The following is a 26,254-nucleotide window of genomic DNA, read 5'->3' on the forward strand; positions in this document are numbered from 1 at the left end:
GTCTCAGAGCCGGTGCGCGGCGCCGGCGGGTGTGGCGCCCTGCGTGTCGAGGAGCAGTGGCGCCTTGGCGGCGAGGCCCTGCAGGTCGAAGGTGCTGTGGTGCTGCAGCAGCACCGTCAGGTCGGCGTTCGCCGCCGCCTCGTAGAAGGTGTCGGCCCGGGGCACCGGGGTGCCGCGCACGCGCCAGTCGGTGACGAACGGGTCGTGGTACGTGAGGTGCGCCCCGAGGTCCAGCAGGCGGCGTGCGATCTCGTGCGCGGGAGCGCCCTGTTCGTCCGGGCGGTCGGGCCGTGCGGTCACGCCGAGGAGCAGGACGCGGGCGCCGCGCGCCGACTTGCCGTGCTCGTTGAGGAGGGCGGCGGCGCGGCGGGTGACGTAGGCGGGCATGCGGGCGTTCGTCTGGCGGGCCAGGTCGGCGAGGGGGAGCCGGCGGCCCGGGGGGAGCAGCGGCATGGTGTGTCCGCCGACGCCCGGTCCCGGGCGCAGGTGCTGGAGGCCGGGCGGCCGGGTCTCGGCGCAGCGGACCACGTCCCACAGGTCGATGCCGAGGTCGTGGCAGAGCACGGCCATCTCGTTGGCGAGCGCGATGCCGACGTGGCGGGCGTTCGTCTCCAGGACCTTCACGGCCTCGGCCTCGGCGAGGCCCCGGGCGCGTACGACCTTGTCGGTGAGCCGTCCGTAGAACGCGGCGGCGGCCTCGGTGCAGGCGGAGGTCAGGCCGCCGATGACGCGCGGTCCCGCGCCGTGGTGGGTGCCGCGGGGGGCGGGCGCGGGGTCGGGGTCGGTGCGGGCGGGCGCGTGCGCGAGGTGGAAGTCGCGGCCGGCACGCAGCCCGGATCCCGCTTCGAGGAGGGGGCGCAGGACGTTCTCCGTGGTGCCGGGCGTGACGGCGGATTCGAGGACGACGAGCGTGCGGGGGCGGAGGCGCGGGGCCAGGTCGGACGCGGCGGCGCGCAGGGCGGTGAGGTCGGGCGCGTGATCGTGGCCCGGCGGGGTAGGGGCACAGATCAGAGCGGTGCGGACCCGGCCGAGGACGGCGGGGTCGCTCGTGGCGCGGAAGCCGGCGGCGAGCATGCGGCGCAGGTCCCCGGTGGAGAGGGAACCGTCCGACGGCGGACGGCCGGCGTTGAGGCGTGCGGCGGCGCGGGGATCGGAGGTGAAGCCCACGGTGCCGATGCCGGCGGCGGTGGCGGCCTGGGCGGCGGGCAGTCCGAGGTGCCCCGGGCAGAGAACGGCGAGGTCGGCGGGCATATCGGTCGGGCTCCCTTCTGCCCATATGCACTTCAAGTCAGCTTAGGGGCATATATGACAGTTGGGGTTGATTGACCCCGGGCGGCGGGCTGTGGCGCGCCGATCCGGGGGAACTGGGGGAGCATCGGGGAATGGGCCGCACGTGGCCGGACGGATTGCTCCTCGCCCCGCGCGGGGCGAGGCGGACAGGGAGGTACGTGTGAGGACTGCCGCACTGGGACCCGACCAGCGGGCCGGGGCGCTCGCCCGGATGGCCGAGAGCGAACTGGACGTGCTGGTCGTGGGCGGCGGTGTGGTCGGCGCCGGCACGGCGCTGGACGCCGTGACGCGCGGTCTCAGCACGGGCCTCGTGGAGGCGCGCGACTGGGCGTCGGGCACGTCGAGCCGCTCCAGCAAGCTGATCCACGGCGGGCTGCGCTACCTGGAGATGCTGGACTTCGGCCTGGTCCGCGAGGCGCTGAAGGAACGCGGCCTGCTGCTGAGCCGCATCGCGCCGCACCTCGTGCGCCCCGTCCCGTTCCTGTACCCGCTGAAGCACCGCGGGTGGGAGCGGCTGTACGCGGGCTCGGGCGTGGCGCTGTACGACGCGATGTCCGTCTCGTCGGGGCACGGGCGCGGGCTCCCGACGCACCGGCACCTGAGCAGGAGCCAGGCGCTGCGCGTCGCGCCGTGCCTGAAGAAGGACACGCTGGTCGGTGCCCTCCAGTACTACGACGCGCAGGTGGACGACGCCCGGTTCGTCGCGACGCTGGTCCGCACGGCCGCCGGGTACGGCGCGCACGTCGCGAACCGCGCCCGTGTCACGGAGTTCCTGCGCGAGGGTGAGCGCGTCGTCGGCGTGCGGATCAAGGACATCGAGCTGGACGGCACGTACGAGGTGCGCGCCCGGCAGGTCGTCAACGCGACCGGCGTCTGGACCGACGACACGCAGGGCATGATCGCCGAGCGCGGCCAGTTCCACGTGCGGGCGTCCAAGGGCATCCACCTCGTCGTGCCGAAGGACCGCATCCACTCCACGACCGGCCTGATCCTGCGGACCGAGACGAGCGTCCTGTTCGTGATCCCGTGGGGCAGGCACTGGATCGTCGGCACGACCGACACCGCCTGGGACCTCGACAAGGCGCACCCGGCGGCCTCCAGCGCGGACATCGACTACCTGCTGGAGCACGTCAACCGCGTGCTCGCCGTGCCGCTGACGCGCGACGACGTCGAGGGCGTCTACGCGGGGCTGCGGCCGCTGCTCGCCGGCGAGTCGGACGCCACGAGCAAGCTGTCCAGGGAGCACACGGTCGCCCACCCCGTCCCCGGGCTCGTGGTCGTCGCCGGCGGCAAGTACACGACGTACCGGGTGATGGCGAAGGACGCGGTGGACGCCGCCGTCCACGGGCTCGACCGGCGGGTCGCCGCCTGCTGCACCGAGGAGGTGCGCCTCGCGGGGGCCGAGGGCTACCACGCCCTGTGGAACGCGCGGGCCGCCCTCGCGTCGCGCGCCGGCCTGCACGTGGCGCGCGTGGAACACCTGCTCCACCGGTACGGCTCGATGGCCGAGGAGGTCCTCGACCTCGTCGCCGCCGACCCGGTGCTCGGCGAGCCGCTGCCGGCGGCCGACGACTACCTGAAGGCGGAGATCGTCTACGCCTGCACGCACGAGGGCGCACGGCACGTCGAGGACGTCCTGACCCGGCGGACGCGCATCAGCATCGAGACGTTCGACCGCGGCACGCGCAGCGCGCGGCTGTGCGCCGAGCTGATGGCGGGCGTCCTCGGCTGGACGCCGCAGCAGGTGGAGCGCGAGGTCGAGCACTACGAGAAGCGGGTCGAGGCGGAGCGCGAGTCCCAGCTCCAGCCCGACGACAGGACGGCGGACGCCGCGCGGCTCGGCGCTCCGGACACGGCACCCCTGTGACCGGTGCGGCGGCGGTGACGGGCCGGTGGCAGCCCCTGACACGGGTTCACGCGCTGTGCCGCGCCCGGCGGTCCGGCTGTCGGCCGGATGGGTGACAATAACCGGGGCAGCCGGAGGGGACACGAACGCATGGGCCAACGCAGCGGGGACAACGAGGCACGGGACTCGGCGCCGGACGGCGGCGCCGGGGGCGACGCGGCCAAGGGGAAGAGCGGCGACACGGTCGACGACACCCCGGTGGACGCGCGGACCGGCGCGTCCGGCGGCGACGCCGGTGACGGCACCGGCGGCGGCCGCCTGCTGAGCGGCCGTTACCGCCTGGGCTCGGTCGTCGGCCGCGGCGGCATGGGCACGGTCTGGCGCGCCACCGACGAGGTGCTCGGGCGCACGGTCGCGGTGAAGGAGCTGCGCATAGCGGCCGGTGTGGACGACGCGGAGCGCCGCCACATGATCACCCGCACCCTGCGCGAGGCGAAGGCCATCGCCGCGATCCGCAGCCAGAGCGTCGTCACCATCTACGACATGGTCGACGAGGGCGACCGGCCGTGGATCGTCATGGAGCTGGTCGAGGGCCGCTCGCTGGCCGACATCATCCGCCGCGACGGCCCGATGGACCCGCGCGACGCCGCCAGGATCGGCCTGGCCATCCTCGACGTCCTGCGCGCCGCGCACGCCGCCGGCATCGTCCACCGCGACGTCAAGCCGTCCAACGTCCTGGTCGCCGAGGAGAACGGGCGCGTCGTCCTGACCGACTTCGGCATCGCCAAGGTCGAGGGCGACCCGTCCGTCACCTCCACCGGCATGCTCGTCGGCGCGCCCTCGTACATCTCGCCCGAGCGCGCCAAGGGCGAGCAGCCGGGGCCGCCCGCCGACATGTGGTCCCTGGGCGCGCTGCTCTACTGCTGCGTCGAGGGCCGCCCGCCGTACGACGAGGGCGGCGCGCTCGCCACGCTGGCCGCCGTCATGCACAACCCGATACGGCCCCCGCGCCGCGCCGGCGCGCTCGCCGAGGTCGTGACGGGCCTGCTCGTGAAGGACCCGGCGACCCGTCTGACGGAGCCGCAGGCCCGTGTCCTGCTGCGGGAGGCACTGACGGCCGAGCCGGGCGACGCGGCCGACCCGACGCTCGTCGTGCCCCTGACGGAGCCCGGGGCCGGGTCCCCGGCCGAGGGCATCGGCCCGGCGGCGCCGCGCCCCCGGCGCCCGGCCGACCGCGCCACGCCCCCGGCCCCCGGTGTCCCGCTGCCCGCCGCCGCGGCCGGCGGGCCGGCCGCGCGGCGGCGCACACTGATCATCGCGGCCGTGGTGGCGGCCGTGCTCCTCGCCGTCATCGGCACGGCCATCGCCACGATGCGCGGCGGTGGCGGCGACAGCGCGGACGACGCGGACGGTCAGGGCGGCGGCGCCACGAACGGCACGTCCCCCGAGCCGGGTGACGACCCGACGGCCGAGGACGAGTCCCCCGCCGGCGAGGCGACGGACGGCGGCGAGGACGAGCCCGACGAGGACGAGGCCGACGAGAACGAGGACGAGCCCGACGAGAACGGGGAGGGCGAGGACCCGCCCGCCACCGAGCCCGGGGACGACGAGGGCACCGGGTCGTCCGACGCCCCGTCCGGCTACGAGGTCGTCACCAACGAGGACTTCCACTTCAGCATCGCCATGCCGGAGGACTGGGAGGCGCTGCGCGGCGCCGGGCAGAACTCCGGGATGATCTACGGTTCGCCCGACGACAGCGCGTACAAGCTCCAGGTGGACTTCAACGGTTCACCCGGCGACGACGCCGAGCAGGCGTGGCGGGACCTGGAGGGCGCGGTCAGCGGCAACAGCACCGACTACCAGCTCCTCGGCATCCAGTCCGTCGAGTGGCGCGACTACCCGTCCGTCGCCGACTGGCAGTTCCAGCGCACCGAGAGCGGCACCAGGGTCCGCGTGCTCGACCGCGGTTTCGTCGTGGACGGCGACCACGGCTACGCGATCATGATCACCTGCCCCGACGACGCCTGGGACGACACCCGGTGCACGACGCTGCGGGAGACGGCCTTCGACACGTTCGAGCCACTCGGCCAATAGTTGTCACGAGAGTTGACGGACCGTGGCCGTGGTACGCCGGTGGCACGTATCGTGAGTCACCGGACTGCCTGAGCGGCGTGCACGGGGTGGGGAGGCATCGTGGATCAGTACGCGGGACGACTGCTCGCCGACCGGTACCGTCTGCCGAGAACGCCGTCCGACGAGTTCGAGCTCGTCGAGTCCCTGGCCTTCGACACCGCGAGCGGCCAGGAGGTCCTCGTCCGGCAGGTGCCGCTGCCCGAGGTCGTGGACGCCGAGGTGCTCGACGGCGGTGCCCGCCCGGCCGGCGGCCCCGGCGCCCGCCGCCCGCGCGACCCCGACCGCGCCACCCGTACGCCCGACGACCCGGTGGTGCGCCGCGCCGTCGAGGCGGCGCTCGCCGCGTCCCGGCTGCCCGACCACCCGCGCCTCGACCAGGTCTTCGACGTCTTCGTGCAGGGCGACGGGCTGTGGATCGTCAGCGAGGCGGTCGCGGCACGCCCGCTGGCCGCCGTCCTGGCGGAGCGGCGCCTCGGCCCCTACCGGGCCGCCGAGGTGGCCGCCGACCTCCTGGCGGCCCTGCGCATCGTCCACGCCCACGGCTGGACCCACCGCAACGTCACGGCACGCACCGTCCTCATCCTGGACGACGGCCGCGCCCTGCTGACCGGCCTGGTCGCGGGGGCGGTCGAGGAAGTCCTGTGCGGGTACGACCCGCTGCCGCCCGCCCCGGGGCAGCGGGACGAGCCGCCCGCCGCACGGCAGCCCGCTCCCCGGCCCGAGCCACCGGCCCGGCCGGGACCCGGCTCGGGCGCCTGGGCACCGGAGAGCTTCGAGCCGTACGACCCGGCTGCCGGCGGCGGGCGCGAGGGCCGGGAGGCGCCGCGTCCTTCGGGCCGCTGGGCCGACGACCCGGGCACCGCGCGCCCGACGCCCGGCGGGCGCGCGGACCGGGAGGCGCCGCGTCCGTCCGGCCGCTGGGCCGACGACACCGCCGGCCCGCGCCCGGTCCCCGGGGCGCGGCAGCCGAGCCCGGGGGAGCGGTGGGACCGTACCGGTGGCGGCGCGGGGGAGCGCGGCCCCGAGCACCCAGGACCGTTCGCCGACGACCCCGCCACCCCACGCCCGGCCCCGGGCGGGCCGCGCCCCGGGGAGCCGTGGGGGCAGCCCGGCGCCGCCGCCCACCGGGAGCCGGGACGGCCCGACCCGTGGGCCGACGAACCCCCCGCCGACCCGGCCGCCCGGGACGCGGCCTGGGGCGACCCCTGGGCCGACGACGCGTCGGGCCTGCCGCCGGCCCCCGAGGGCTGGGAGCGGCGCACCGACGCCGCCGACCCGGGCTCCGGCGCCACCTCGCTGCCGCACCGGCGGCCGGGCGAGGAGGAGCCGCCGCCCGGCGCGAGCGCCGCGCACGGCCCCGGCCCCGGCGCCTCGGTCACCGCCCGGTACGACCGCTGGTCGGACCCGTCGTCGGGCGAGGGGACGGGCGAGCACGCCCTCCCCGCCACCTGGGACTTCGAGGGCGGCGCCGGCGAAGCGGACCCGGCGCGCGGGGACCGTCCAGGACCGGCCGCGCCCGGCGACCGGCCCGACGTCCACGGGCAGCCGCCGGCCGGCGGTGACCGGGCCGCCCGCAGCGGCGCGATCGCGGCCTACCGGGCCGGCACCCGGGCGGGCGCCGCACGGCGCGGCGGCGTGCCGCCCGCCGAACATGCCCCCGGCCGGGCGTCCAGGAGCGGCTGGGAACCGCCGGCCAGGGACCAGGCGCCGCAGGGGCGGCACGTCCCCCCGGGCGAGCAGCCGACCGGACGGCCGGCGCTCCCGGCGCAGCGCGCGGACACGGCTCTCGCCCGTACCGGCGGCTCCGGCGGGCGGTACCGCGGCCCCGAGGGCGCGCTGGCCGCCGAGCGGGCGCGCCAGGCCCGCATCATGGTCGTGGGCGCCGTCACCGAGCGGTGGGCGCCCGAGCAGGCAGGCCCCGTCCACGAGCACTGGCAGCTCGCGCCGCCGGTCGGCCCGGCCGCCGACTTCTGGGCGCTCGGCGCCCTGCTGTTCCGTGCCGTGCAGGGCCACCCGCCCTACCCGGAGGACAGCGCGGCCGAGCTGGTCGAGGCGGTGTGCGCGGAGCAGCCGGCGTTCGCCGAGGACTGCGGGGCGCTGCGGCCGGTCATCGAGTCGCTGCTGCGCCAGGACCCCACCGAGCGGCCGAGGGCCGAGGAGCTGCGGGGGTGGCTGCGGTCGCTGCTGCGCTCGGCGCCCGAGCCGGAGGTCGGCCGCCGCACGGTGACCGCCCCGCCCGCCCTCGAACCCGGCCGGCCGGCCGACCCGCGCCGGCTGCCCATCGTCCGCCGCCGCGGCGAACTGGTCGGCCCCCGGCGCCGTCCGCGCCGCCGCACGGGCGGCGGGCCGCGCAGCCCGCGGCGCCTGGGCCGGATCCTGCTCGTCCTCGTGCTGCTCGGACTCGCGGGCGGGATCGCGTACGTGCTGGCGTTCATGTCGGAGACGGGCGGCACCGGCGGGGGGCGTTCGGCCGGGGACACCACGGCCGGGTCGACGCCCACCGCCGACCCGACCGACGACACCGGTGGCTCCGGCGGCGAGGAGCCGGCCGACCCGACGACCGAGCCGACCGAGGGTGACGCCACCCAGCCGTCGCCCGCCGAGGGCGACCAGGAGCCGGCGCCGCCCCCGTCGGGGTTCTCGGCGCAGGACGACCCGGCCGGTTTCACCCTGACGGTGCCGGACGGCTGGCAGCGGCAGGGCGAGGACGGGGAGGGCCGTGTCACCTACGCGGACGGCTCCCTCACGATCCTCGTCGTGCCCGGCCGGGACGGCTCGGACGCGGCCGGCGCCGACCCGATGGACTACCAGCTCGACGTCCAGCCGGAGCTCGACGCGTTCCGCGACTACCAGTACGGCAGCTCGTCCGGCCTCTTCGAGACGCGCGTGGGGAACGCCGAGATGGCCGAGGGCGTCTTCCGCTGGCGCGAGGACGGCTCCGACGTCGTGGCGTTCAACCGCGTCGTGCTCATCGACGGCGCCTACCACGTCGTCCTCGTGCGCGGCCCGGAGGCGGAGGAGGAGCGCCTCGCCGAGGTGTACGGGGTGACGGCCGACAGCTACCGTCCGGCGGAGTGATCCGCGCCACCCCACCGGCCCCCGTGCGCAACCCCGCCCCCGCCCGGCCGCGTCCCAGTCGGCGGAGGAGTCACCGTTCCGGCACGCGCTTTCCCGCGCGGGCGGGCTACGGTGGCCGGGGGACGACGGGCACCGTGGAGGTGGCGGCATGGCACGGCACATCAGACGCGCGTTCGCGCTGACGGTCGGTGGTGTCCTGCTGCTGATCGGCGTGGCGCTGCTCGTCCTGCCGGGGCCGGGGATGCTGCTGGTGCTGGCGGGGCTCGTCGTGCTGGCGCGCGAGTTCCCCAGCGTCGACCGTCACATCGAGCCGGTCCGGGTGCGGGCCGTGTGGGCGTCGGAGGAGAGCGTGTCGTCGCCCTGGCGGATCGCCGGGTCCGTGCTGGCCGCGCTGTGCCTGATCGGTGCCGGGATCGTGTGGGGCGTGGTGCCCGGCCTGCCGTTCGAGGGCTGGAGCGTCGGCTCGGGGCTGATCCTGTCGGGCATCGTGCTGGCGGTGCTGCTGGTGTGGAGCTACCGCCAGGTCCGCGCCAAGCGGGAGTCCGTCCTCACGCACGGCGGCGGCGACCACGACGAGCACTGACCCGCACGACTGCCGGGGCCGGTGGCGACGCGTGCCTGTCGCCGCGAGCGCTGGTTTCGTCCGCCACGGCCGAGTCCCGGCCGTTGCCCCGGGAAAGCTGACAAAAAGACGTTACCGACGGGTAGGCAGGGCTGTCCCGGCGGTCGTACCCTCCCGGCATGACGACAGCGCCGTCCGATGTCAGCGCCCACGCCGCCCGCGTGGTCACCCCGGAGCTCGTCGCCTCGCTGACCCGTGACGTGCCGGGCAGCGGGCGGACCGCGTGCCACAGTCCGCTGACCGGCGCCCGGCTCGCCGAGCTGCCCGCCGTCACCGAGGCGGAGACCGACGCGGTGTTCGACCGCGCACGGGCCGCACAGCGCACATGGGCGGCCCGCTCGCCCCGCGCACGGGCCGCCGTCCTGCTGCGCTTCCACGACCTGCTCCTGCGCAGGCAGGACGAGGTGCTCGACCTCGTGCAACTGGAGACCGGCAAGGCCCGCCTGCACGCCCACGAGGAGGTGCAGGCCGTCTGCCAGGCGGCCCGCCACTACGGCCGCACCGCCCCCGCGCACCTCCGGCCGCGCCGGCACCCAGGGGTCGTCCCGCTGCTGACCCGGGTCCGCGAACTGCGCCACCCGAAGGGCGTCATCGGCCACATCTCGCCGTGGAACTATCCGCTGGAGCTGTCGGCGGGGGACGCCCTGCCCGCCCTCGCCGCCGGCAACGCGGTCGTCATGAAGCCCGACACCGAGACGGCCCTCACCGCGCTGTGGGCGCGGCGCCTCGCCGTCGAGGCGGGGCTGCCGTCCGCCGTCTGGCAGATCGTGCTGGGCGACGGGCCGGTCGTCGGCCCCTGGCTCGTCGCGCGGGCCGACTACGTGACGTTCACCGGCTCGACCCGCACCGGACGGGAGGTCGCGCGCGCCGCCGCCGGCCGCCTGATCGGGGCGAGCCTGGAGCTGGGCGGCAAGAACGCGCTGCTCGTCCTCGCCGACGCCGACATCGACCGGGCCGCGGAGGGCGCGGTCCGGGCGTGCTTCTCCTCGGCCGGCCAGCTCTGCGTCTCCGCCGAGCGGATCCACGTCCACCGGGACGTCGCCGACGCCTTCACCGACCGCCTCGCCGCCCGCACCCGCGCCCTGCGCATCGGCCCGGCGCTCGCCTACGGCACGGACCTCGGATCGCTCGCCTCCCGCGCGCAGTTCGACGCCGTGCGCCGGCACATCGACGACGCGCTCGCGCACGGCGCCACGGTCGTGGCGGGTGGCCGGCCGCGCCCCGACCTCGGCCCGTACTTCCACGAGCCGACCATCCTGGCGGACGTGCGGCCACCGATGCTCGTGTGCGAGGAGGAGACGTTCGGCCCCGTCGTGTCCGTCCACCGCTTCACCGACGAGGACGACGCGATCGAGCGCGCGAACAGCGGCCCGTACGGCCTCAACGCCTCCGTCTGGTCCCGCGACGCCCGCCGCGCCCGCCGTGTCGCGGCCCGGCTGCGCACCGGCACCGTCAACATCAACGAGGGCTACGCCGCCGCGTACGGCTCCGTCCGTGCCCCTATGGGCGGCATGGGCGACTCCGGGCTCGGCCGCCGGCACGGCGCGGAGGGCCTTCTCAAGTACACCGAGTCACAGACCGTCGCCCAGCAGCGCCTGGTGCCGCTCGCGCCCGCGTTCGGACTCGACGACCGCCGGTACGCGGCGCTGCTGACCCGCTCCCTGAAGGCCCTCAAGACACTGAGGTTCCGCTGAATGAGTGACAGCAGCGCCCCCGCGGCCCCCACTCCGGACGCCCCCGGCACCCCCGACGGTCCGGACGGCTACGACTACGACGTGGTCGTCGTCGGATCCGGCTTCGGCGGCTCGGTCACCGCCCTGCGGCTGTCCGAGAAGGGCTACCGCGTCGCCGTCCTGGAAGCCGGCCGCCGGTTCGCCCGCCACGAACTGCCCCGTACATCCTGGGATCTGCGCGCCTACCTGTGGGCGCCCCGGCTCCGCCTCTACGGCATCCAGCGGATCCACCTCCTGCGCAACGTCATGATCCTCGCGGGCGCCGGCGTGGGCGGCGGCTCCCTCAACTACGCCAACACCCTGTACGTCCCGCCCGACGCCTTCTTCAAGGACCGCCAGTGGGCGGACATCACCGACTGGCGGCGCGAGCTGACGCCCTACTACGCGCAGGCCCGGCGCATGCTCGGCGTCCGCGTCAACCCGACGCTCACCCCGTCCGACCGGCACCTGCGGGCGGCGGCGGAGCGGATGGGCGTCGGTGACACGTTCCACCTCGCGCCGGTCGGCGTCTTCTTCGGCGACGGCCGGGACGGCGACGGCACCGCGACCGCGCCGCCCGGCGGCGAGGTGCCCGACCCGTACTTCGGCGGCACGGGACCCGCGCGCCGCGCCTGCGTCGAGTGCGGCGAGTGCATGACCGGCTGCCGCCACGGCGCCAAGAACACCCTGAACGAGAACTACCTCCACCTCGCCCGCCGCGCCGGCGCCGAGATCCACCCCCTCACCACGGTCACCGCCGTCGCGGAACTCCCCGGCACGCGCCCCGGGTACGCCGTCACCACCGTCCCGACCGACGCGGGACGCCGCGCCCGCCGCCGGCGCGCCCGCACGCTCCTGGCACGCCACGTCGTCCTCGCCGCCGGGACGTACGGCACCCAGCAACTGCTGCACCGCATGCGGGACACCGGCGCCCTGCCGCGCGTCTCCGACCGGCTCGGCACCCTCACCCGCACCAATTCCGAGGCCCTCGTCGGCGCCCGCACGAGCCCGCGCCGCTACCGCGCCCTGCACGGCCCCGGCGCGCACCCCGACTTCACGCGCGGCGTGGCCATCACCTCCTCCATCCACCCGGACCCGCACACCCACATCGAACCCGTGCGCTACGGCAGGGGCTCGAACGCGATGGGCTTCCTGTCCATCCAGCAGTTCCGCCACACGCCCCGCCTGCCACGGCTCCTCAGCTACGCGGCGACCTCCCTGCGGCACCCGCTGCTGTTCCTCGTCTCCCAGTCGAACCGCCGCTGGTCGGAACGCACGATCATCGGCCTCGTCATGCAGACGCACGACAACTCCCTGACGACCTTCCGCAAGCGCCGCGGCCCCGGACGCGGCCGCCTCACCGCCCGCCAGGGCCACGGCGCGCCCAACCCCGGCCACATCCCGGAGGGCGCCGAGGCGGCCCGCCGCATCGCCGAGGACATCGGCGGCTTCCCCGGCACGAACGTCGGCGAACTCATCGGCACGCCGCTGACCGCGCACTTCCTCGGCGGCTGCCCCATCGGCGCCGATCCGTCGCGCGGCGTCGTCGACCCGTACCACCGGCTGTGGGGGCACCCGGGCATCTCGGTCGTGGACGGCTCGGCGGTCTCGGCGAACCTGGGCGTCAACCCCGCGCTCACCATCACCGCGCAGGCGGAGCGGGCGATGGCGCTGTGGCCGAACCGGGGCGACCCCGACCCGCGGCCCGCGCAGGGCGAGCCGTACGCGCCGCTGCGGCCGGTGCCGCCGGGGCGCCCGGCCGTGCCGGGGGGTGCGTTCGGGGAGCTGCGGCTGTCCGCCGCCCCGCCCGCGGAGGAGGGGCGGTGACTCAACGGCGGTCGGCTTCCGGCGTCCCGGAAGCCGACCGCCCGAGGTCGTGACCGGCCTGCTGTCCCCTGCTGCCCGGCCACCGCACCGGGGCGAGGTCCCACGACGCGCCGCCCTCGCCACACCGCGAAGGGCCGCCCGTCTCATCGCCCCGGGGACAACCCTTCAACGAAGCCCGCCGCCCACCGGTCACGCTCCGTACGGGTGACGTGGAAGGTACCGGTTTTACCGCCGGTCACAGGCTGCCGCGGCACAGGTCGAGCAGCGTCATGGCGACCCGGGTGCCGGGCCGGCCGAGCCCGTCGCGGTACCGGCGCAGGATCTCGTTCTCCCGGGCCAGGTGCACGCGCCGCCCGCCGGCGGCGAGCCGGGTGCGCTGGACCTCGGCGGAGACGTCCATCCGCTCCCTGATGAGGCCGAGGATGCGGGCGTCCAGGTCGTCGATGCGCTCGCGGGCGGCGGCGATCCGCGCCCCGGGATCGTCGGGCACGGCCTGTCCCGTCCGCGCTGTCTGTCCGGTCTGCCCGACTGCCGTCGGTGTGACGATCGTCTCGGTGGTGTCCGTCGTACCGCTCATCTCGGTCTCCTCGGTGTGTTCACTGCCGGAGGCGGCCGGTGGAAAAGAGAAGCGCCCCGGGCCGCCGCTGGTGGGCCGGCCCGGGGCGCGAAGGTCGCTGCTGGTCAGTGCTGTGCGCAGCGCTCCTCGTGGCAGCCGGACTGGCCGGTGCCATAGGTAAAGGAGCGGAAGCGTTCGCACGGAAGCATGACGCCGAGTATGCCATTTAGACTCGGTCGCAGGACACCCCCCAGCGAACGCACCGCCGGACCGGCACGGCCGGACGGGCAGGAAAGGCTCTCCGTGGCAGACACCGACAGCGGCACGGTGCTCGTCGTCGACTTCGGCGCCCAGTACGCGCAGCTCATCGCACGCCGGGTCCGCGAGGCGCGCGTCTACAGCGAGGTCGTCCCCTCCACCACGCCGGTGGCGGAGATCCTCGCGCGGAGGCCCGCGGCCGTGATCCTCTCCGGCGGCCCCTCCTCCGTCTACGCCGAGGACGCCCCCGGGATCGACCGGGCGCTGTTCGACGCCGGGGTGCCGGTCCTCGGCCTGTGCTACGGCTTCCAGCTCATGGCGCAGACGCTCGGCGGCACCGTGGACAACACCGGTGCCCGCGAGTACGGCCGCACGCAGCTCCGCGTCGGGCGCGCCGCCTCGACCCTCTTCGAGGGCACGCCCGCCGAGCAGCAGGTGTGGATGTCGCACGGCGACGCCTGCTCGGCCGCCCCCGACGGGTTCACCGTGACCGCGTCGACGGACACCGTGCCGGTCGCGGCCTTCGAGAACGACGAGCGGCGTCTGTACGGCGTCCAGCACCACCCGGAGGTCATGCACTCGACCCACGGGCAGCAGATCCTCGAGCACTTCCTCTACCGCGGCGCCGGCATCGCCCCGACCTGGACGGCCGGGTCGATCGTCGAGGAGCAGATCGCGGCGATCCGCGCCCAGGTCGGGACCAAGCGCGCGATCTGCGCGCTCTCCGGCGGCGTGGACTCGGCCGTGGCCGCCGCCCTGGTGCAGCGCGCCATCGGCGACCAGCTCACCTGCGTGTACGTCGACCACGGGCTGATGCGCGAGGGCGAGACCGAGCAGGTCGAGAAGGACTTCGTGGCGTCCACCGGCGTGCGGCTGCGCGTCGTCGACGCCTCCGAGCGGTTCCTGTCGGCGCTCGCCGGAGTTTCCGATCCGGAGCAGAAGCGGAAGATCATCGGCCGGGAGTTCATCCGGGTCTTCGAGCAGGCCCAGGCCGAGCTGGTGGCCGAGGCCGGCGCCGTCGGCGAGGACGTGGCGTTCCTCGTCCAGGGCACGCTCTACCCGGACGTCGTGGAGTCCGGCGGCGGCACCGGCGCGGCCAACATCAAGTCGCACCACAACGTCGGCGGCCTCCCCGAGGACCTGGAGTTCGAGCTGGTCGAGCCGCTGCGCAAGCTCTTCAAGGACGAGGTGCGCATGGTCGGGCAGGAGCTCGGCCTGCCCGACGCGATCGTCCACCGGCAGCCGTTCCCCGGCCCCGGCCTCGGCATCAGGATCGTCGGCGAGGTCACCCCGGAGCGGCTCGCGATCCTCCGCAGGGCCGACGCGATCGTCCGCGCCGAGCTGACGGCGGCCGGCCTCGACAAGGACATCTGGCAGTGCCCGGTCGTGCTGCTCGCCGACGTGCGCAGCGTCGGTGTCCAGGGCGACGGGCGGACGTACGGGCACCCCGTCGTCCTGCGTCCCGTGTCCTCCGAGGACGCCATGACCGCGGACTGGTCGCGCCTGCCGTACGACCTGCTGGCGCACATCTCCAACCGCATCACCAACGAGGTGAACGAGATCAACCGCGTCACCCTCGACATCACGAGCAAGCCCCCGGGCACCATCGAGTGGGAGTGATCCCCCGGGGGTCCGGGGCGCGGGCGCGCCGGTGCGCGCGGGGTGCTTCCGGACCGGTGGGGTCGGCCGGTTCGCGCCGGGTCGGGTCCCGTACGGAGCATCCCCCTTTGGGGTGATGCCACCGCCCGGGCACGGCCCGGCCCCGCGGGGCGGGTGCCGCGGGCGGTGCCCGTCGTCCCGGCCGGACTCCCCCGCAGCGGCCGGAACACCCACTTCCGGCCATCCCCCGGGCGCGGTTTCCCGGCGACGCGCGGGGGCAGCGGGGCGGGGGTGCGCGAAAATCCCTGTGACCGCGTGACGCCCCAGGGGTGCGAGGGAGAGATGGACATGACGACGAGGACGCCGTTCCCGTTCGACGACGCCGCCGGCACGGCAGGACAGGTGCCGCACGGCCGCGCCGAGAGCCACCCGGAGGACGCCGCCGACGCGCTGCCGCCGGAGGCCGAGGGCGCCACCATGGTCACCGACGGCCGCAGCGGCCCCGAGGAGCCCGCGGCCACGCGCGGCCAGACGTCCATCGCCGACGGCGTGGTGGAGAAGATCGCGGGCGTCGCCGCGGCCGAGGTCCCCGGCGTGCACGCCCTCGGCGGCGGTGGACTGGCCCGCGCGCTCGCCGCCGCGCGGGACCGGGTGCCCGGCGGCCGGACGAACGTCGCGCGCGGTGTGCACGCCGAGGTCGGCCAGCGGCAGACGGCCATCGACCTCGACGTCGTCGTCGAGTACGGCGTCCCGATCCCCGAGGTGGCGGCCGACATCAGGGAGAACGTCATCGCCGCCCTGGAGCGCATGACCGGTCTGGAGGTCGTCGAGGTCAATGTCGCGGTCAACGACATCCACCTCCCCGGCGATGACGCGCCCGACACCCGGCTGGCGTGACGCGCGGGCGCCCCGTCAGACCAGGCGGCGTGCCGTGGCCCAGCGGGTCAGCTCGTGGCGGTTCGAGAGCTGGAGCTTGCGCAGCACCGCCGAGACGTGGCTCTCGACGGTCTTGACCGAGATGAACAGCTCCCGGCCGACCTCCTTGTACGCGTAGCCGCGCGCGATCAGCCGCAGGACCTCGCGCTCCCGCTGGGTCAGGCGGTCCAGGTCCTCGTCGACGGGCGCCGCGTCCGACGAGGCGAACGCGTCCAGCACGAAGCCCGCGAGCCGCGGCGAGAACACCGCGTCGCCGTCCGCGACCTGGAAGATCGCCGCGACCAGCTCGGGTCCGGTGATCGTCTTCGTCACATAGCCGCGCGCCCCGCCCCGGATCACGCCGATCACGTCCTCGGCCGCGTCCGACACCGACAGCGCGAGGAACCGCACCGGCCGCTCCGCCGCCGAGATCAGCTCCGCGCTGCGCCGCAGCACCTCGACACCGCCGCCCCCCGGCAGGTGCACGTCCAGCAGCACCACGTCCGGCCTGGCCGCCTTGATGACGGTGACGGCCTGGTCGACGTCGCCCGCCTCGCCGACGACCTCGACCCGCGTCCGCTCCGTCTCGCCGATCTCGGCCCGCACGCCCGCCCGGAACATCCGGTGGTCGTCGACCAGGACCACACGGGCCGTCCTGTGTTCCTCTGTCATGCGGCTCGCTCCATCGTCCGTTCCATCGTGAGTTCGACCTCGGTGCCCTCGCCGGGCGCTGAACGCACGCGGGCGGACCCGCCGTTGCGCTGCATCCGTCCGATGATGGACTCGCGCACACCCATCCGGTCCGCCGGGATGGCCTCCTGGTCGAAACCGGGACCCCGGTCCCGCACCGACAGGAAGACAGTACGCCCCTCCACCTCGGCGAAGACCCGCACCGGACCCCCGTCACCCCCGTACTTGGCGGCGTTCACCATGGCCTCGCGCCCGGCCTGGAGCAGCGCGGTGAGCCCCTCGTCCACCGGGCAGTCGCCGACGCACACCACCTCGATCGGCACGCCGTGGTGGTCCTCGACCTCGGCGGTCGTGGCGCGGACCGCCTCGGCGAACGTACGGGGCGTCTCCTCGGCGGCGTCGGCCTGCGCGTCGGGGCGCTCGGCCGACTTGTACAGCCAGGCCCGCAGGTCGCGTTCCTGGGCGCGGGCGAGCCGGGCGACCTCGCGCTGATTGCCCGCGTTGCGCTGGATCAGGGTGAGCGTGTGCAGCACGGAGTCGTGGATGTGGGCGGCGACCTCGGCCCGCTCCTGGGCGCGTATGCGCAGGGTCCGCTCGGCCGACAGGTCCTGCATCATCCGCACGAGCCAGGGGCCGACGAGCAGCGCGATGCCCACGACCACCGCGAGCGACGCCCTGAGCACGACGCTCAGCGCCTCGGCCGGCGCGCCCTGCCCCAGCACGAACGCCGCGACGCCCACGCACACCAGCACCGCGCCCGCGGCGCTGCGCACGAGCGGCAGCCACCGGCTGTCGCGCGTGGCGGCGGCCCACTGGGCGCGGCGCGCGTTGTCCGCCTGGCGCCAGACGACCGCGGCGCCGACCCCGACGACGAGGAGCGGCCACAGGTACGCGGCGCTCATCGGCAGCTTCACGTTGATGCCGAGCACGGCCAGCGCGGCCACCGCGACCGCCACCGCCGCGAGCTGCCGCTTGTCGGCGTGCCGCAGCGGCCGGAGCGGCCCCCCGGCCACCGGGCGGCGCACCGGGCCCGACGGGGCGCCGAGGGGCACGAAGAACCAGAAGACGCCGTACAGCGGCACCCCGAGGCCGTTGGCCGTGATGAGCGCGGCGAACGTCAGCCGCACCCAGGTCACCGGCACCCCGAGGTGCCCGGCCAGGCCCTGGGCGACACCGCCGAGCCACCGGCCCTCGACACTGCGGTACAGCTTCCGCAGGCCCGGGTCGTCGTCGGCGGCCGTGCCGGTGCCGGCGGCGGCCGGCGCGGTAGGGGTGGTCATGCACCGATCGTCACACGAACGGCCGAGCCCGGTCATCAGGGAGGTCCCCGTGATCGTGTCAGGGGACGGTGGGGGACGCCCCGGATACCGCGGGGGCGGCGGGCCGGACACCATGGACACCATGAACGAGGAATCCACCGGCGCTCGCCGGACGGAGACCGCCGCGCCGCCCGGGGCGGCCGGCGGCGCCGACGGCGCGCACGGCGGGTGGCGCTGGCCCCGCCCCGAGGACTGGGCGGGCCTGACGCGCAGCCGCCGGCACAAGGTGGTCGGCGGCGTGTGCGGCGGCCTCGCCCGCAAGTACGACCTGGACCCGGTCGTGTTCCGCGTGCCGCTCGCGGTCCTCGCGGTCGTCGGCGGCCTCGGCCTCGTCGCCTACGGACTGGCGTGGCTGCTCATCCCGTTCGACGGCGAGCAGGAGAACGAGGGGCGCCGCCTCCTGTCCGGCCGGGTGGACGGCCCCGGGCTGACGGCGCTCCTGTTCGTCCTCGCCGGGTGCGGCCTGCTGCTGGCGTCGCTGGCCGACACCTCCGAGGTCGTGTGGTTCTCCGTGCTCACGTTCGGGGCGATGGCCGGGGCGGCGTACTGGTCGCGGCTGCGTGCCGCGAGCGCGGACGCGGGTGCCGCCGGCGCGCCCGTCGACCGGGTCGCGGCGCAGGCCGCCGCCGAGGCGCCGCCCGAGGCGACGGCCCCGCCGTCGGACGCGCCGTCGTGGTGGCGCGGGCAGCCCGGTCCCGTGTCCACCGGATACCTGTGGGGGCCGGACACCGGCGCGCGGGCCGCGGGCGGCGGCACTGTGCCGCCCGGGGACGCGCCGGCGCCCCCCGGCGGCGGCGCCGAGGCGGCCCCGGGGCGGCGCCGGGAGGCACGGCTCGGCGCGCTCGTGTCGCTCCTCGCGTCGTTCGCCGCGCTCATCGGCGGCGTCCTCGCCTGGGACCACGAGCCGCTGCGCACCACCCTGGTCGTCGCCCTCGTCTCCGCCCTCGCGGTGTACGGCGTCGGCTTCGTGGTCAGCGCGTTCTTCGGACGACTCGGCGGCGGCACCGTCGTCAACGCGGTCATCACCGCCGTCCTCCTCGCCGGCGCGTCCGCCCTCCCGGAGAACATCACGACCGACTGGTCCGAGCCGGTCTGGCGCGTGTCCTCCGCCGACGACCTCGCCGACACCTACACCGTCGGCAGCGGCGACGCGCGGCTCTACCTCACCGATCTCGAGATACCGGCGGGTGAACGGGTCACCACCTCCGTCGAGGCGGGCGCGGGACAGGTCACGGTCTTCGTGCCGCCGGAGGTCACCGTCCGGGTCCATGTGCGGCTCGACGTGGGCGCCTTCACCTACGAGCCGCTGCGCGGCACCGACGACGCCGGCCCCGTCCGGTCGTTCGGCGGCGTCAGCGAGGACCGGACCGTCACCTACCCCGCGCAGGGCACCGAGGAGCCGGGCGGCACCGTGGACGTGTCGATAGACCTCGGGATAGGGCACGTGTCGCTGGAGCGGATCGTCGGGAGCACGCCATGAGGGGAAACACCGACCGCAGGCACCCGTTCGAGCCGTGGCGGCTCGTCTTCGGCCTCGCCCTGCTCGTGCTGGTCGCCGTGCATGTCGTCCGGCTCACCGAGGGGGACGGCGCCGGCGAGCCCGGGATACCGCTGATCGCCGTGTTCGTGATGGTGCCGCTCGCGCTGCTGGTCAGCGGCGCGGTCGCGGCCGTCACCTTCGCCGCGCGGCGGATGGCGCGGGGCGCGCGGGTCAGGTGGGGCGGGCGAACAGACGCTGCGACCGGCGATCCTGACGGCGGCTGAGGACGGCCCCGAGCGCGGGCGTGCCCGGACCGATGAGGGCGAGCGTCACGAAGCCGACGAGGTACGGCAGGTCCTGGCCCATGTAGTACGGGTCGGACGACCAGCTCACGGTCAGCCACATGCCGAGGGTCAGCAGCGCCCCGGCACCGGCCGCCCAGCGGGTCAGCAGGCCGAGCAGCAGGGCCGCGCCGACCAGGATCTCCGCGAGCCCCGCGCCGGTCCCCAGCAGACCGGGTTCCTTCAGCAGCAGATCGGACAGGCCGGGCGCGGCCGCGCCGTCCCTGGCCAGGGACACCATGCGCTCCACCGCGCCGGTGTCCATCGCCCCGCTGAACGGCCGCACGTCGGTGAACTTGTCGATCCCCGCGTACAGGAACGTTCCACCGAGGAACAGGCGCAGCGGCAGCGGCGCCCAGCGCGCCGCCGCCTCCCGCCGTCCGGCCCCCCGGCCGCCCGCGCCGAGACCGGGCACCAGCGGGGACGGCGGCGGGCCACCGATACGGGATGTGACAGACATGACCGGAATTCCCCTTCGGAACGGTTTGCCGGAAGGGTCAGTCTGCCACGGTGATCGGGCAGCGCCCGGACTCCGTTCCGGCCGCCGTGATCACCGTTACGTCCACGCGCCCGGCGTCCACCTCGACCGGTACCGGGACGCGCAGCCGCGTATCACTCGGATTGCTGAATCCCCCGGCGACCGGTACGAGGGGGACGGGCACCTCGACGCCGCCGATCCGCACCACCGTCTCCGCCAGCCGGTCCGCCGCCTCCGCCCCGGCGGGGACGAATCCCGACCCCCGGATCTCCAGTTCGTCGCCGTGCCGGACGGGCGCGTGGAGGTCGCCCGGCTCCCGCACCCGCACGATCGACTGGATCACGGGCCGGCCGCCCTCGGTGTACTTGGCCAGCAGGTACGCCAGCGCCGAGACGACCGCCAGCAGGGCCACCGGCCAGGGCAGCACCGGCAGCTCCCGCGGGTCGCGGGCCAGGGCGGCGGCCGACCAGACGAGACCCGCCGCGTTCACCAGGACGTACTGGAGGTCGCCGAAGCTGCCGCGCCCCGCGTCGTCCGCCACCAGGTCGGCCGCCCGGGGGCGCGCGGCGCGGACCTTCTGCATGCGGAAGCCCCGCACGCGGGTCGCCACCGTGTGCCGCACCCACACCGTCACGGCCAGCGCGACGGCGGCAGCCGTCAGCAGTCCGCCGCCGTCGGCGAGGCCGAGTCCGTCGCGCAGCGCGTCCCGGCGGGTGTCGTCCCCCGTCAGCAGGAGGGTGACCGCGAGCGTCAGGACGGCGTGGCAGGTGAACAGGAGCCAGGCGGCGGCGACCGCCCGGGAGGTGGAGAACCGGTTGTCCTCGCCGACGAGCGGCCCGAGCGGTCCGCCGCCCGCGCGGTGGCGGCGGGCCGCCAGCGCCAGCGGCACGGCCAGGACGGCCGCCGCCGTCAGCGCGGCCGTGCGGGAGACGGTCCAGCCGTGCCCGCCGGTCAGCGCGGTGACGCCCTGGACCAGCGCCAGCAGCGCGAGCGCGGCGCCGACCGCGTACAGGCAGCCGTCGGCGAGACGGCCGAGGCGGGCCACCTCCCCGGCGCGGGAGCGGTCGGCCAGGTCGCGGGCCGCGGCGGTCAGCTCGTCCGAGACCCACTGGCGCGAGGCGCCCGGCGAGTGCGCCAGTGCCTCGGGTATGCCGCGCCCCGCGGCCAGATCGTCCCGCAACCGCCGGAACGTCTCGTCCGACGCCTCCCCGCTCACCGCACTCCCCGGCCCTTCACCCCGCCGGCCCGCCCACCGGGCCGTGTCCTTGCGTGGATTCTGCCGCACCCGGACGCCGCACCGACCCCTCCCGGCCACATCCGCACCGGACGTGCGCCGGCCCCACGGCACCGGCTCGGGGGGCTGGGCCGGGATCAGGCCGGGCGGACCGCGGCGGCGAAGGGCATCGAGTCCACCGGCGCGTACTGCACGGGGGTGCCGGTGCGCGCCGCGTGGATGATCTGGCCGCCGCCGACGTAGATGCCGACGTGGCTGAGCCCGGAGTAGTAGAACACCAGGTCACCGGGGGCGAGCTGGTCACGGCCGACCCGGGTGCCCGCGCCGGCCTGGCTGTAGCTGGTGCGCGGCAGCGAGACACCGGCCGCCCGCCACGCGGCCTGGGTGAGCCCCGAGCAGTCGAACGCGTCGGGGCCGGTCGCGCCCCAGCCGTACGGCTTGCCGAGCTGCGCGTGGGCGAACGCGACGGCCGCCGCCGCGCGGGTGCCGGGCGCCGCCTCGGACCCGGCCGGGCCGGCGAGCGTCGTCCGGCCGTCGGCCCGCGCGCTCCGGCCGTCGTCACCGGCCGTGCCGAGCGCGCGGGCGCGCTCCTCCTCGGTGAGCGTCGCCAGGAGGTCCTCGGCCTCGGCGAGCCGGTCCTCGATGACGGCGCGCTGCTCGTCGGCGTCGGCCTGCGCGTCGGCGAGGGCGCCGGCCTGCTCCTCGGCCCGGGCACGCAGCCGGTCGAGGGCGATGACCTCGTTGTTGAGCGCGGCGACCCGGTCGGCGCGGCGGGTGCCGGCACGGTCGACGGCGGCGGCGCGCGCCAGGTACTCGTCGGGGTCGGAGGCGAGCGCGAGCTGCACCGAGGCGGGCAGCCCGGCGGCCCGGTAGTCGGCCCTGGCCTGGGACCCCAGCTCGTCGCGCGCGTCGTTGAGCGCCTCGGTGCGGCGGGCGGCCTGGTCGCGCAGCCGGTCGAGCTCCGCCTCGGCCGCCCCGGCGCGCTCGGTCGCCTCGTTGTACGCCTCGGTGGCCAGCTCCGCCTCGTGGTGCAGGTCGCCGACCTGCTCACGGACCTCGGCCGCGGTCGGCTCCGGGGCGGCCGCGGCGGTGCCCGCCGCGCCGAAGGGCGCCCCGGCGAGTGTGAGGGTGGCCGCCGCCGTGCACAGCGGCTTCCCGCCGCGCCCGGTGACGCCCCACCGTCTCCTGCGATGTTGAGCCATGGCCCGGAACGCTAGACCGTGCCGGGGCCGGGACCCCGCCGTCCGACGGGGATTGACGGCAATCCTCCGCGACGGTCGATGAACTGATCGGACCGGTGACGCCTTGTGCTCGGTTTGTGACGCGTTGCTGACGGTTCGGTCAGGCCGTGGCGGCTTCGTACTCCTGGTCGATGAGCGCGGTGAACGCGTCCGCGTCCTGCGGGTCCGCCACGAAGGTCCCGTTCACGAAGAACGCCGGTGTGCCCGGGATGCCGATCATCAGCGCCTCGTCGGAGTCGGTGCCGACCGCCTCGCCCGCCGCCTCGGACTCCAGGTCCTCGGCGAACCGGTCGAGGTCCGGCACCCCGGCCTGCTCCGCCAGCCCCGGCAGCTCCTCGTCGGCGAACCGTCCGCTGTCCATCTCGAACTGCTCCCCGTACGCCACCTCGTAGAACTCCCAGAACCGCCCCTGCTGCCCCGCCGCCCACGCCGCGCGCGCCGCCGCGTCCGACTCGGGGCCGAAGATCGGGAAGTTGCGGAACTCGATGCGCAGCGCACCGGTGTCCACGTACTGCTCCAGCAGGAGGGGATACATGTCCCTCACATGCGTGCCGCAGGCAGGGGACTGGAAGTCCATGTACTCCACCAGCACGACCGGCGCTTCCGCGTCGCCGACCGCCAGCGGGTCGTCGGCGATGCGCCGCTCGGAATTCACCGGCGGAACGGTCGCCTCCTCCGTGGGCGTCGCCTGCCCCGCCGCGTCCGTACCGCCCGCCGTGTCGCCGTCCCCGCCGATGCCGCTCAGCGTGGCCAGCACCCCGAGGCCGAGCGCGCACACGAGGATGATCACCAGCCCGACGGCCAGCGGCCGCGGCACGCCGCCGCCCGCGCGCCCCCGCGCCGGCGGGCGCGCCGGGCGGCCGCTCTTCTTCGTCTTCCTGGTGCGCGAGACAGGCATGCCGCAACCCTAAGCGGCGCCCCGCGCATCCGGACCGGCGGTGCCGGGACCGGACGCGCGGGGCGCGCGGTGGGGGTGTGCCGCGTCACGCGGCGGAGTGCGTCAGGCCGTGTCGCACGCCCCGCCGTTCAGCGTGAACGCGTCGGGATCGGCGGCGGCGCCGCTCACCGTCCCGTTGAACCCGAAGTTCACCGAACTTCCCGGCTGGATCGTGCCGTTCCAGGCCGCCGGGCGCGCCGTGACGTCACGCCCGCTCTGGGTGATCACCGAGTTCCAGTGGTTGGTGATGCGCTGGGCGTCGTCGAACGACCAGGCCAGCTCCCACGCGCTGATCGCGGTGTCACCGGTGTTGCGGACGGTGACCTGGGTGCTGAAGCCGCCGGACCAGCGGTTGGAGACGTACGACACCTCACAGGCCGCCGGGTCGTCCGGGTCGTCCGGGTCGTCCGGGTCGTCGGGGTCATCCGGGTCGTCCGGGTCCTCGCCGCCGTCGTCACCGCCGAGACCGTCCGCGTAGGCGGCGATCCAGGCCAGCGGCGCGTTCCAGTTGATCGTCACCTCGTTGGTCGAGTACGACTCGATGTGGTCCATGTAGCACATCGCCGGCGCGCAGCCGCCCAGCGTGTCCTGGGCGACCGGGTCCTCCAGCGAGCTGTCCGGACCGCCGGCCAGCGAGCCGGCGGGCGGGTGCGGCAGGCTCGCGTCGAGCTGGTTCGCCCAGAAGCGGTGGTGCTGGTTCTCGACGTCGCGCTCGCCGTAGCCCGTGACGTAGCTGAGGTTCAGCGGGTTCCGGCCGAGGATGTAGTCGAGGCCGGTGAGCACCGCGTCGCGGTACTCCGTGTCCCCGGTCAGGTCGTGCGCGGCCGCCAGGACGACCATGTTGTTCAGCACCTGGCTGTTCGAGCCCCACACGTACGCGTAGTCGTCCGGCAGGTACGGCAGCCCGTACGCCTGCTGCTCCGCCTGCGCGGCGAAGCCGTCGGCCGCGTCCGTGACGTTCGCCCGGACCGTCGCCAGCTCGCCGGCGGTCAGGCCGTTGTCCACGGTGGCGAGGTCGAGGGCGCCGAGGGCGGCCGTCGAACCCCACGAGAAGCCGCCGTTCGGGAACAGCGCCGCCGTGTCGTTCCACAGCTCCGAGCCCGTCACGGCCTGCCGGTACTCCGCGGCCCCGGTCGTGATGAACAGCTCGGACGCCGCCCAGAAGAACTCGTCGGACACGTTGCCGTCGCTGTACGCGCCGCCGCCCGTGCCGTCGGTCGGGTCGGCGAGGACCGCCGGGTGCGCGATGGCCGCGTCCCACGCCGTCTCGGCCGCCGTGAGCAGCTCGGCCGCGTAGGCCGCGTCGTACTCCTCGAACAGCCGGGCGCCCTGCGCGGCCGCCGCCGCCAGGTTCAGCGTGGCCGCCGTCGACGGCGGGTGCAGCTCACGCGGCTGCGGGTCCTCCCAGGGCATCGTCGGCAGGCCCGTCCACTGCGCGTCGTGCAGCTTGTGGTGCGCCATGCCCGCCAGCTCCTCGCCGGCCGGGACCTGCATCGAGGTGAGGAAGTCCAGCTCCCACCTGGCCTCGTCGAGGAGGTCGGGCACGCCGTTGCCGCGCTCCGGCACGGCGAGGGTGCTGTCGCCCAGCTCGGCGGAGTCGCGCTCGTAGGCGGACAGGAGCTGCGCCACGGAGATGCCGCCGTTCACGACGTACTTGCCGTGGTCGCCCGCGTCGTACCAGCCGCCGGCGGCGTCGAGCGTGTAGTCGCAGCGGTCCTGCCAGCACGGCACGTTGTCGTCACCCTGGTTCGGTGCGGCGTTCGCGTGGCCGGCGGGGCGGGCGTACTCCTCGCCCACGAGGTCGGCGTCGATCTCGATGCCGCTGCGCTGGTGGTAGAAGAACGCCAGGGCGTCGTCGCGCAGGCCGTCGTAGATGCCGTCGCCGATGGTGAACGGCTCGCTCGTCTCGCCGTCGACGGTGACCGTGTAGCCGTCACCCGGCTCCGTCACGGACGAGAAGTCGAAGGTGTGCACGTTCTGTTCGGACGTGGGGTCCACGCCCTGCGGCACGGTGCTGCCGGTGGCGACCTCGGTGCCGTCCGCGTCGTGCAGGGTCCAGGTCCTGGCGGTCGTCGCGTCGGTGACGACGGTGCCGCTCTTCGGCCCCTCGGTGAGGTAGCCGACCTGGTTGACGCGGACGGGGGAGCCGGTGTCGGGCTCGTAGACGGGCGGTTCGGCGCCGCCGGTCAGCGACACGTCGTCGAGGCAGAACGTGTACGCCGCGTCGCTGCCGCCGATCTGGAACGCGAGCTGCGCCGCGTCGTTGTCGGCCCCGGCCGTGAACACGTGGCTGACCGTGGTGGGCGTCGCGCCGATCGCGTCGGGGGAGGCCAGCTCCGTGGTCCACGGATCGACGGCGAGCTGGACGTTCGTGCGGATGGTGATGGGCGTGGTGGCGGAGGCGGTGAACGACAGGGCGTAGCTCTCGCCAGCGGCCAGGGGAATGCCGTCCTGGCCGATGATCGCGTCCCACGGGTTGGTGGTGCCGGCCGGGACATCCGCGCACAGCCGTCCGTCCACGACGGTCGAGGGGATGTTCTCGGTCCACCACCAGGGGGTGGTGCCGCTGCTGAAGCCGCCGTTGTCGATCAGCTCGGGTCCCGCGGCGGTGGCCGGGGTGACGGCGGCCGACGCGGCGAGCGCCCCGGCGGCGAGCCCGGCGGCGAGCGCGGCTCCCAACAGGCGTCTGTGAGGGGGG

General features: G+C 75.5%; 19 protein-coding genes. 10 read left to right on the forward strand and 9 right to left on the reverse strand.

Going from position 1 to position 26,254, the window contains the following annotated elements; all coding sequences use genetic code 11:
* Window positions 1-3: 3 nt before the first annotated feature.
* Window positions 4-1,251 carry a nucleotide sugar dehydrogenase gene (locus tag EMA09_RS17070; RefSeq protein WP_129841885.1) on the reverse strand — a complete coding sequence of 416 codons (1,248 nt, stop codon included), beginning with the start codon at window positions 1,249-1,251 and terminating at the stop codon, window positions 4-6.
* A 199-nt stretch (window positions 1,252-1,450) separates the two neighbouring features.
* On the opposite strand from EMA09_RS17070, the gene EMA09_RS17075 reads away from it, so the two are divergent.
* From EMA09_RS17075 to EMA09_RS17100, 6 genes are all read left to right on the forward strand, one after another.
* Window positions 1,451-3,157, forward strand: a complete 1,707-nt coding sequence (locus EMA09_RS17075) for a glycerol-3-phosphate dehydrogenase/oxidase (protein WP_129841886.1) — start codon at window positions 1,451-1,453, stop codon at window positions 3,155-3,157.
* Between the two features lie 129 nt (window positions 3,158-3,286).
* On the forward strand, window positions 3,287-5,230 hold the full coding sequence (locus EMA09_RS17080; RefSeq protein WP_206305957.1) for a serine/threonine-protein kinase: 1,944 nt from the start codon (window positions 3,287-3,289) through the stop codon (window positions 5,228-5,230).
* 99 nt (window positions 5,231-5,329) lie between these two features.
* Window positions 5,330-8,347 (forward strand): hypothetical protein, encoded by a 3,018-nt coding sequence (locus EMA09_RS17085; RefSeq protein ID WP_129841887.1) that lies wholly within the window; start codon window positions 5,330-5,332, stop codon window positions 8,345-8,347.
* Between the two features lie 148 nt (window positions 8,348-8,495).
* A complete protein-coding gene (locus tag EMA09_RS17090) occupies window positions 8,496-8,930 on the forward strand; it encodes a PGPGW domain-containing protein (RefSeq protein ID WP_129841888.1) in 435 nt (144 codons plus the stop codon).
* A gap of 158 nt (window positions 8,931-9,088) precedes the next feature.
* Entirely contained in the window at window positions 9,089-10,663 is a 1,575-nt protein-coding gene (locus tag EMA09_RS17095; protein ID WP_129841889.1) for a succinic semialdehyde dehydrogenase, read from the forward strand.
* The gene (locus tag EMA09_RS17100) at window positions 10,664-12,508 is read left to right on the forward strand and encodes a GMC family oxidoreductase (protein ID WP_129841890.1); all 1,845 of its coding nucleotides are present in this window, start codon (window positions 10,664-10,666) and stop codon (window positions 12,506-12,508) included.
* 235 nt (window positions 12,509-12,743) lie between these two features.
* Here EMA09_RS17100 and EMA09_RS17105 read toward each other — a convergent pair whose 3' ends face one another.
* Complete coding sequence (locus EMA09_RS17105) at window positions 12,744-13,085, reverse strand: chorismate mutase (RefSeq protein ID WP_129841891.1); 342 nt, start codon at window positions 13,083-13,085, stop codon at window positions 12,744-12,746.
* A 186-nt stretch (window positions 13,086-13,271) separates the two neighbouring features.
* Here EMA09_RS17105 and guaA point away from each other — a divergent pair, with 186 nt between their 5' ends.
* Together guaA and EMA09_RS17115 are read left to right on the forward strand one after the other, a co-directional pair.
* Window positions 13,272-14,942 (forward strand): glutamine-hydrolyzing GMP synthase, encoded by a 1,671-nt coding sequence (gene guaA, locus EMA09_RS17110; RefSeq protein WP_240796439.1) that lies wholly within the window; start codon window positions 13,272-13,274, stop codon window positions 14,940-14,942.
* Window positions 14,943-15,398: 456 nt separating this feature from the next.
* Complete coding sequence (locus EMA09_RS17115) at window positions 15,399-15,818, forward strand: Asp23/Gls24 family envelope stress response protein (RefSeq protein WP_129844091.1); 420 nt, start codon at window positions 15,399-15,401, stop codon at window positions 15,816-15,818.
* 15 nt (window positions 15,819-15,833) lie between these two features.
* Here the strand turns inward: EMA09_RS17115 and EMA09_RS17120 are convergent, their stop codons facing one another.
* Together EMA09_RS17120 and EMA09_RS17125 are read right to left on the reverse strand one after the other, a co-directional pair.
* Complete coding sequence (locus tag EMA09_RS17120; RefSeq protein ID WP_129841892.1) at window positions 15,834-16,508, reverse strand: response regulator transcription factor; 675 nt, start codon at window positions 16,506-16,508, stop codon at window positions 15,834-15,836.
* On the reverse strand, window positions 16,505-17,806 hold the full coding sequence (locus tag EMA09_RS17125) for an ATP-binding protein (RefSeq protein WP_129841893.1): 1,302 nt from the start codon (window positions 17,804-17,806) through the stop codon (window positions 16,505-16,507). Before EMA09_RS17125 ends, EMA09_RS17120 begins: the two co-directional genes overlap by 4 nt.
* Before the next feature lie 121 nt (window positions 17,807-17,927).
* On the opposite strand from EMA09_RS17125, the gene EMA09_RS17130 reads away from it, so the two are divergent.
* Window positions 17,928-19,325, forward strand: a complete 1,398-nt coding sequence (locus EMA09_RS17130) for a PspC domain-containing protein (protein WP_168220748.1) — start codon at window positions 17,928-17,930, stop codon at window positions 19,323-19,325.
* Window positions 19,322-19,609 (forward strand): hypothetical protein, encoded by a 288-nt coding sequence (locus tag EMA09_RS17135; protein WP_129841895.1) that lies wholly within the window; start codon window positions 19,322-19,324, stop codon window positions 19,607-19,609. The genes EMA09_RS17130 and EMA09_RS17135 overlap by 4 nt, the downstream gene beginning before the upstream one ends.
* On the opposite strand, the gene EMA09_RS17140 is transcribed toward EMA09_RS17135, so the two are convergent.
* From EMA09_RS17140 to EMA09_RS17160, 5 genes are all read right to left on the reverse strand, one after another.
* Entirely contained in the window at window positions 19,557-20,126 is a 570-nt protein-coding gene (locus EMA09_RS17140) for a DoxX family membrane protein (RefSeq protein WP_129841896.1), read from the reverse strand. The genes EMA09_RS17135 and EMA09_RS17140 overlap by 53 nt on opposite strands.
* Window positions 20,127-20,163: 37 nt before the next feature.
* Window positions 20,164-21,360 carry a hypothetical protein gene (locus EMA09_RS17145; protein ID WP_129841897.1) on the reverse strand — a complete coding sequence of 399 codons (1,197 nt, stop codon included), beginning with the start codon at window positions 21,358-21,360 and terminating at the stop codon, window positions 20,164-20,166.
* A gap of 155 nt (window positions 21,361-21,515) precedes the next feature.
* Window positions 21,516-22,580: a C40 family peptidase gene (locus tag EMA09_RS17150; protein ID WP_129841898.1), complete on the reverse strand. Its 1,065-nt coding sequence runs from the start codon at window positions 22,578-22,580 to the stop codon at window positions 21,516-21,518.
* Between the two features lie 139 nt (window positions 22,581-22,719).
* Entirely contained in the window at window positions 22,720-23,517 is a 798-nt protein-coding gene (locus EMA09_RS17155) for a thioredoxin domain-containing protein (protein ID WP_129841899.1), read from the reverse strand.
* Window positions 23,518-23,619: 102 nt separating this feature from the next.
* A complete protein-coding gene (locus EMA09_RS17160) occupies window positions 23,620-26,238 on the reverse strand; it encodes a glycoside hydrolase family 9 protein (protein ID WP_129844092.1) in 2,619 nt (872 codons plus the stop codon).
* Between the last annotated feature and the right edge of the window lie 16 nt (window positions 26,239-26,254).

Origin of the sequence: Streptomyces sp. RFCAC02 (assembly GCF_004193175.1) — a bacterium.
Lineage (GTDB): Bacteria > Actinomycetota > Actinomycetes > Streptomycetales > Streptomycetaceae > Streptomyces.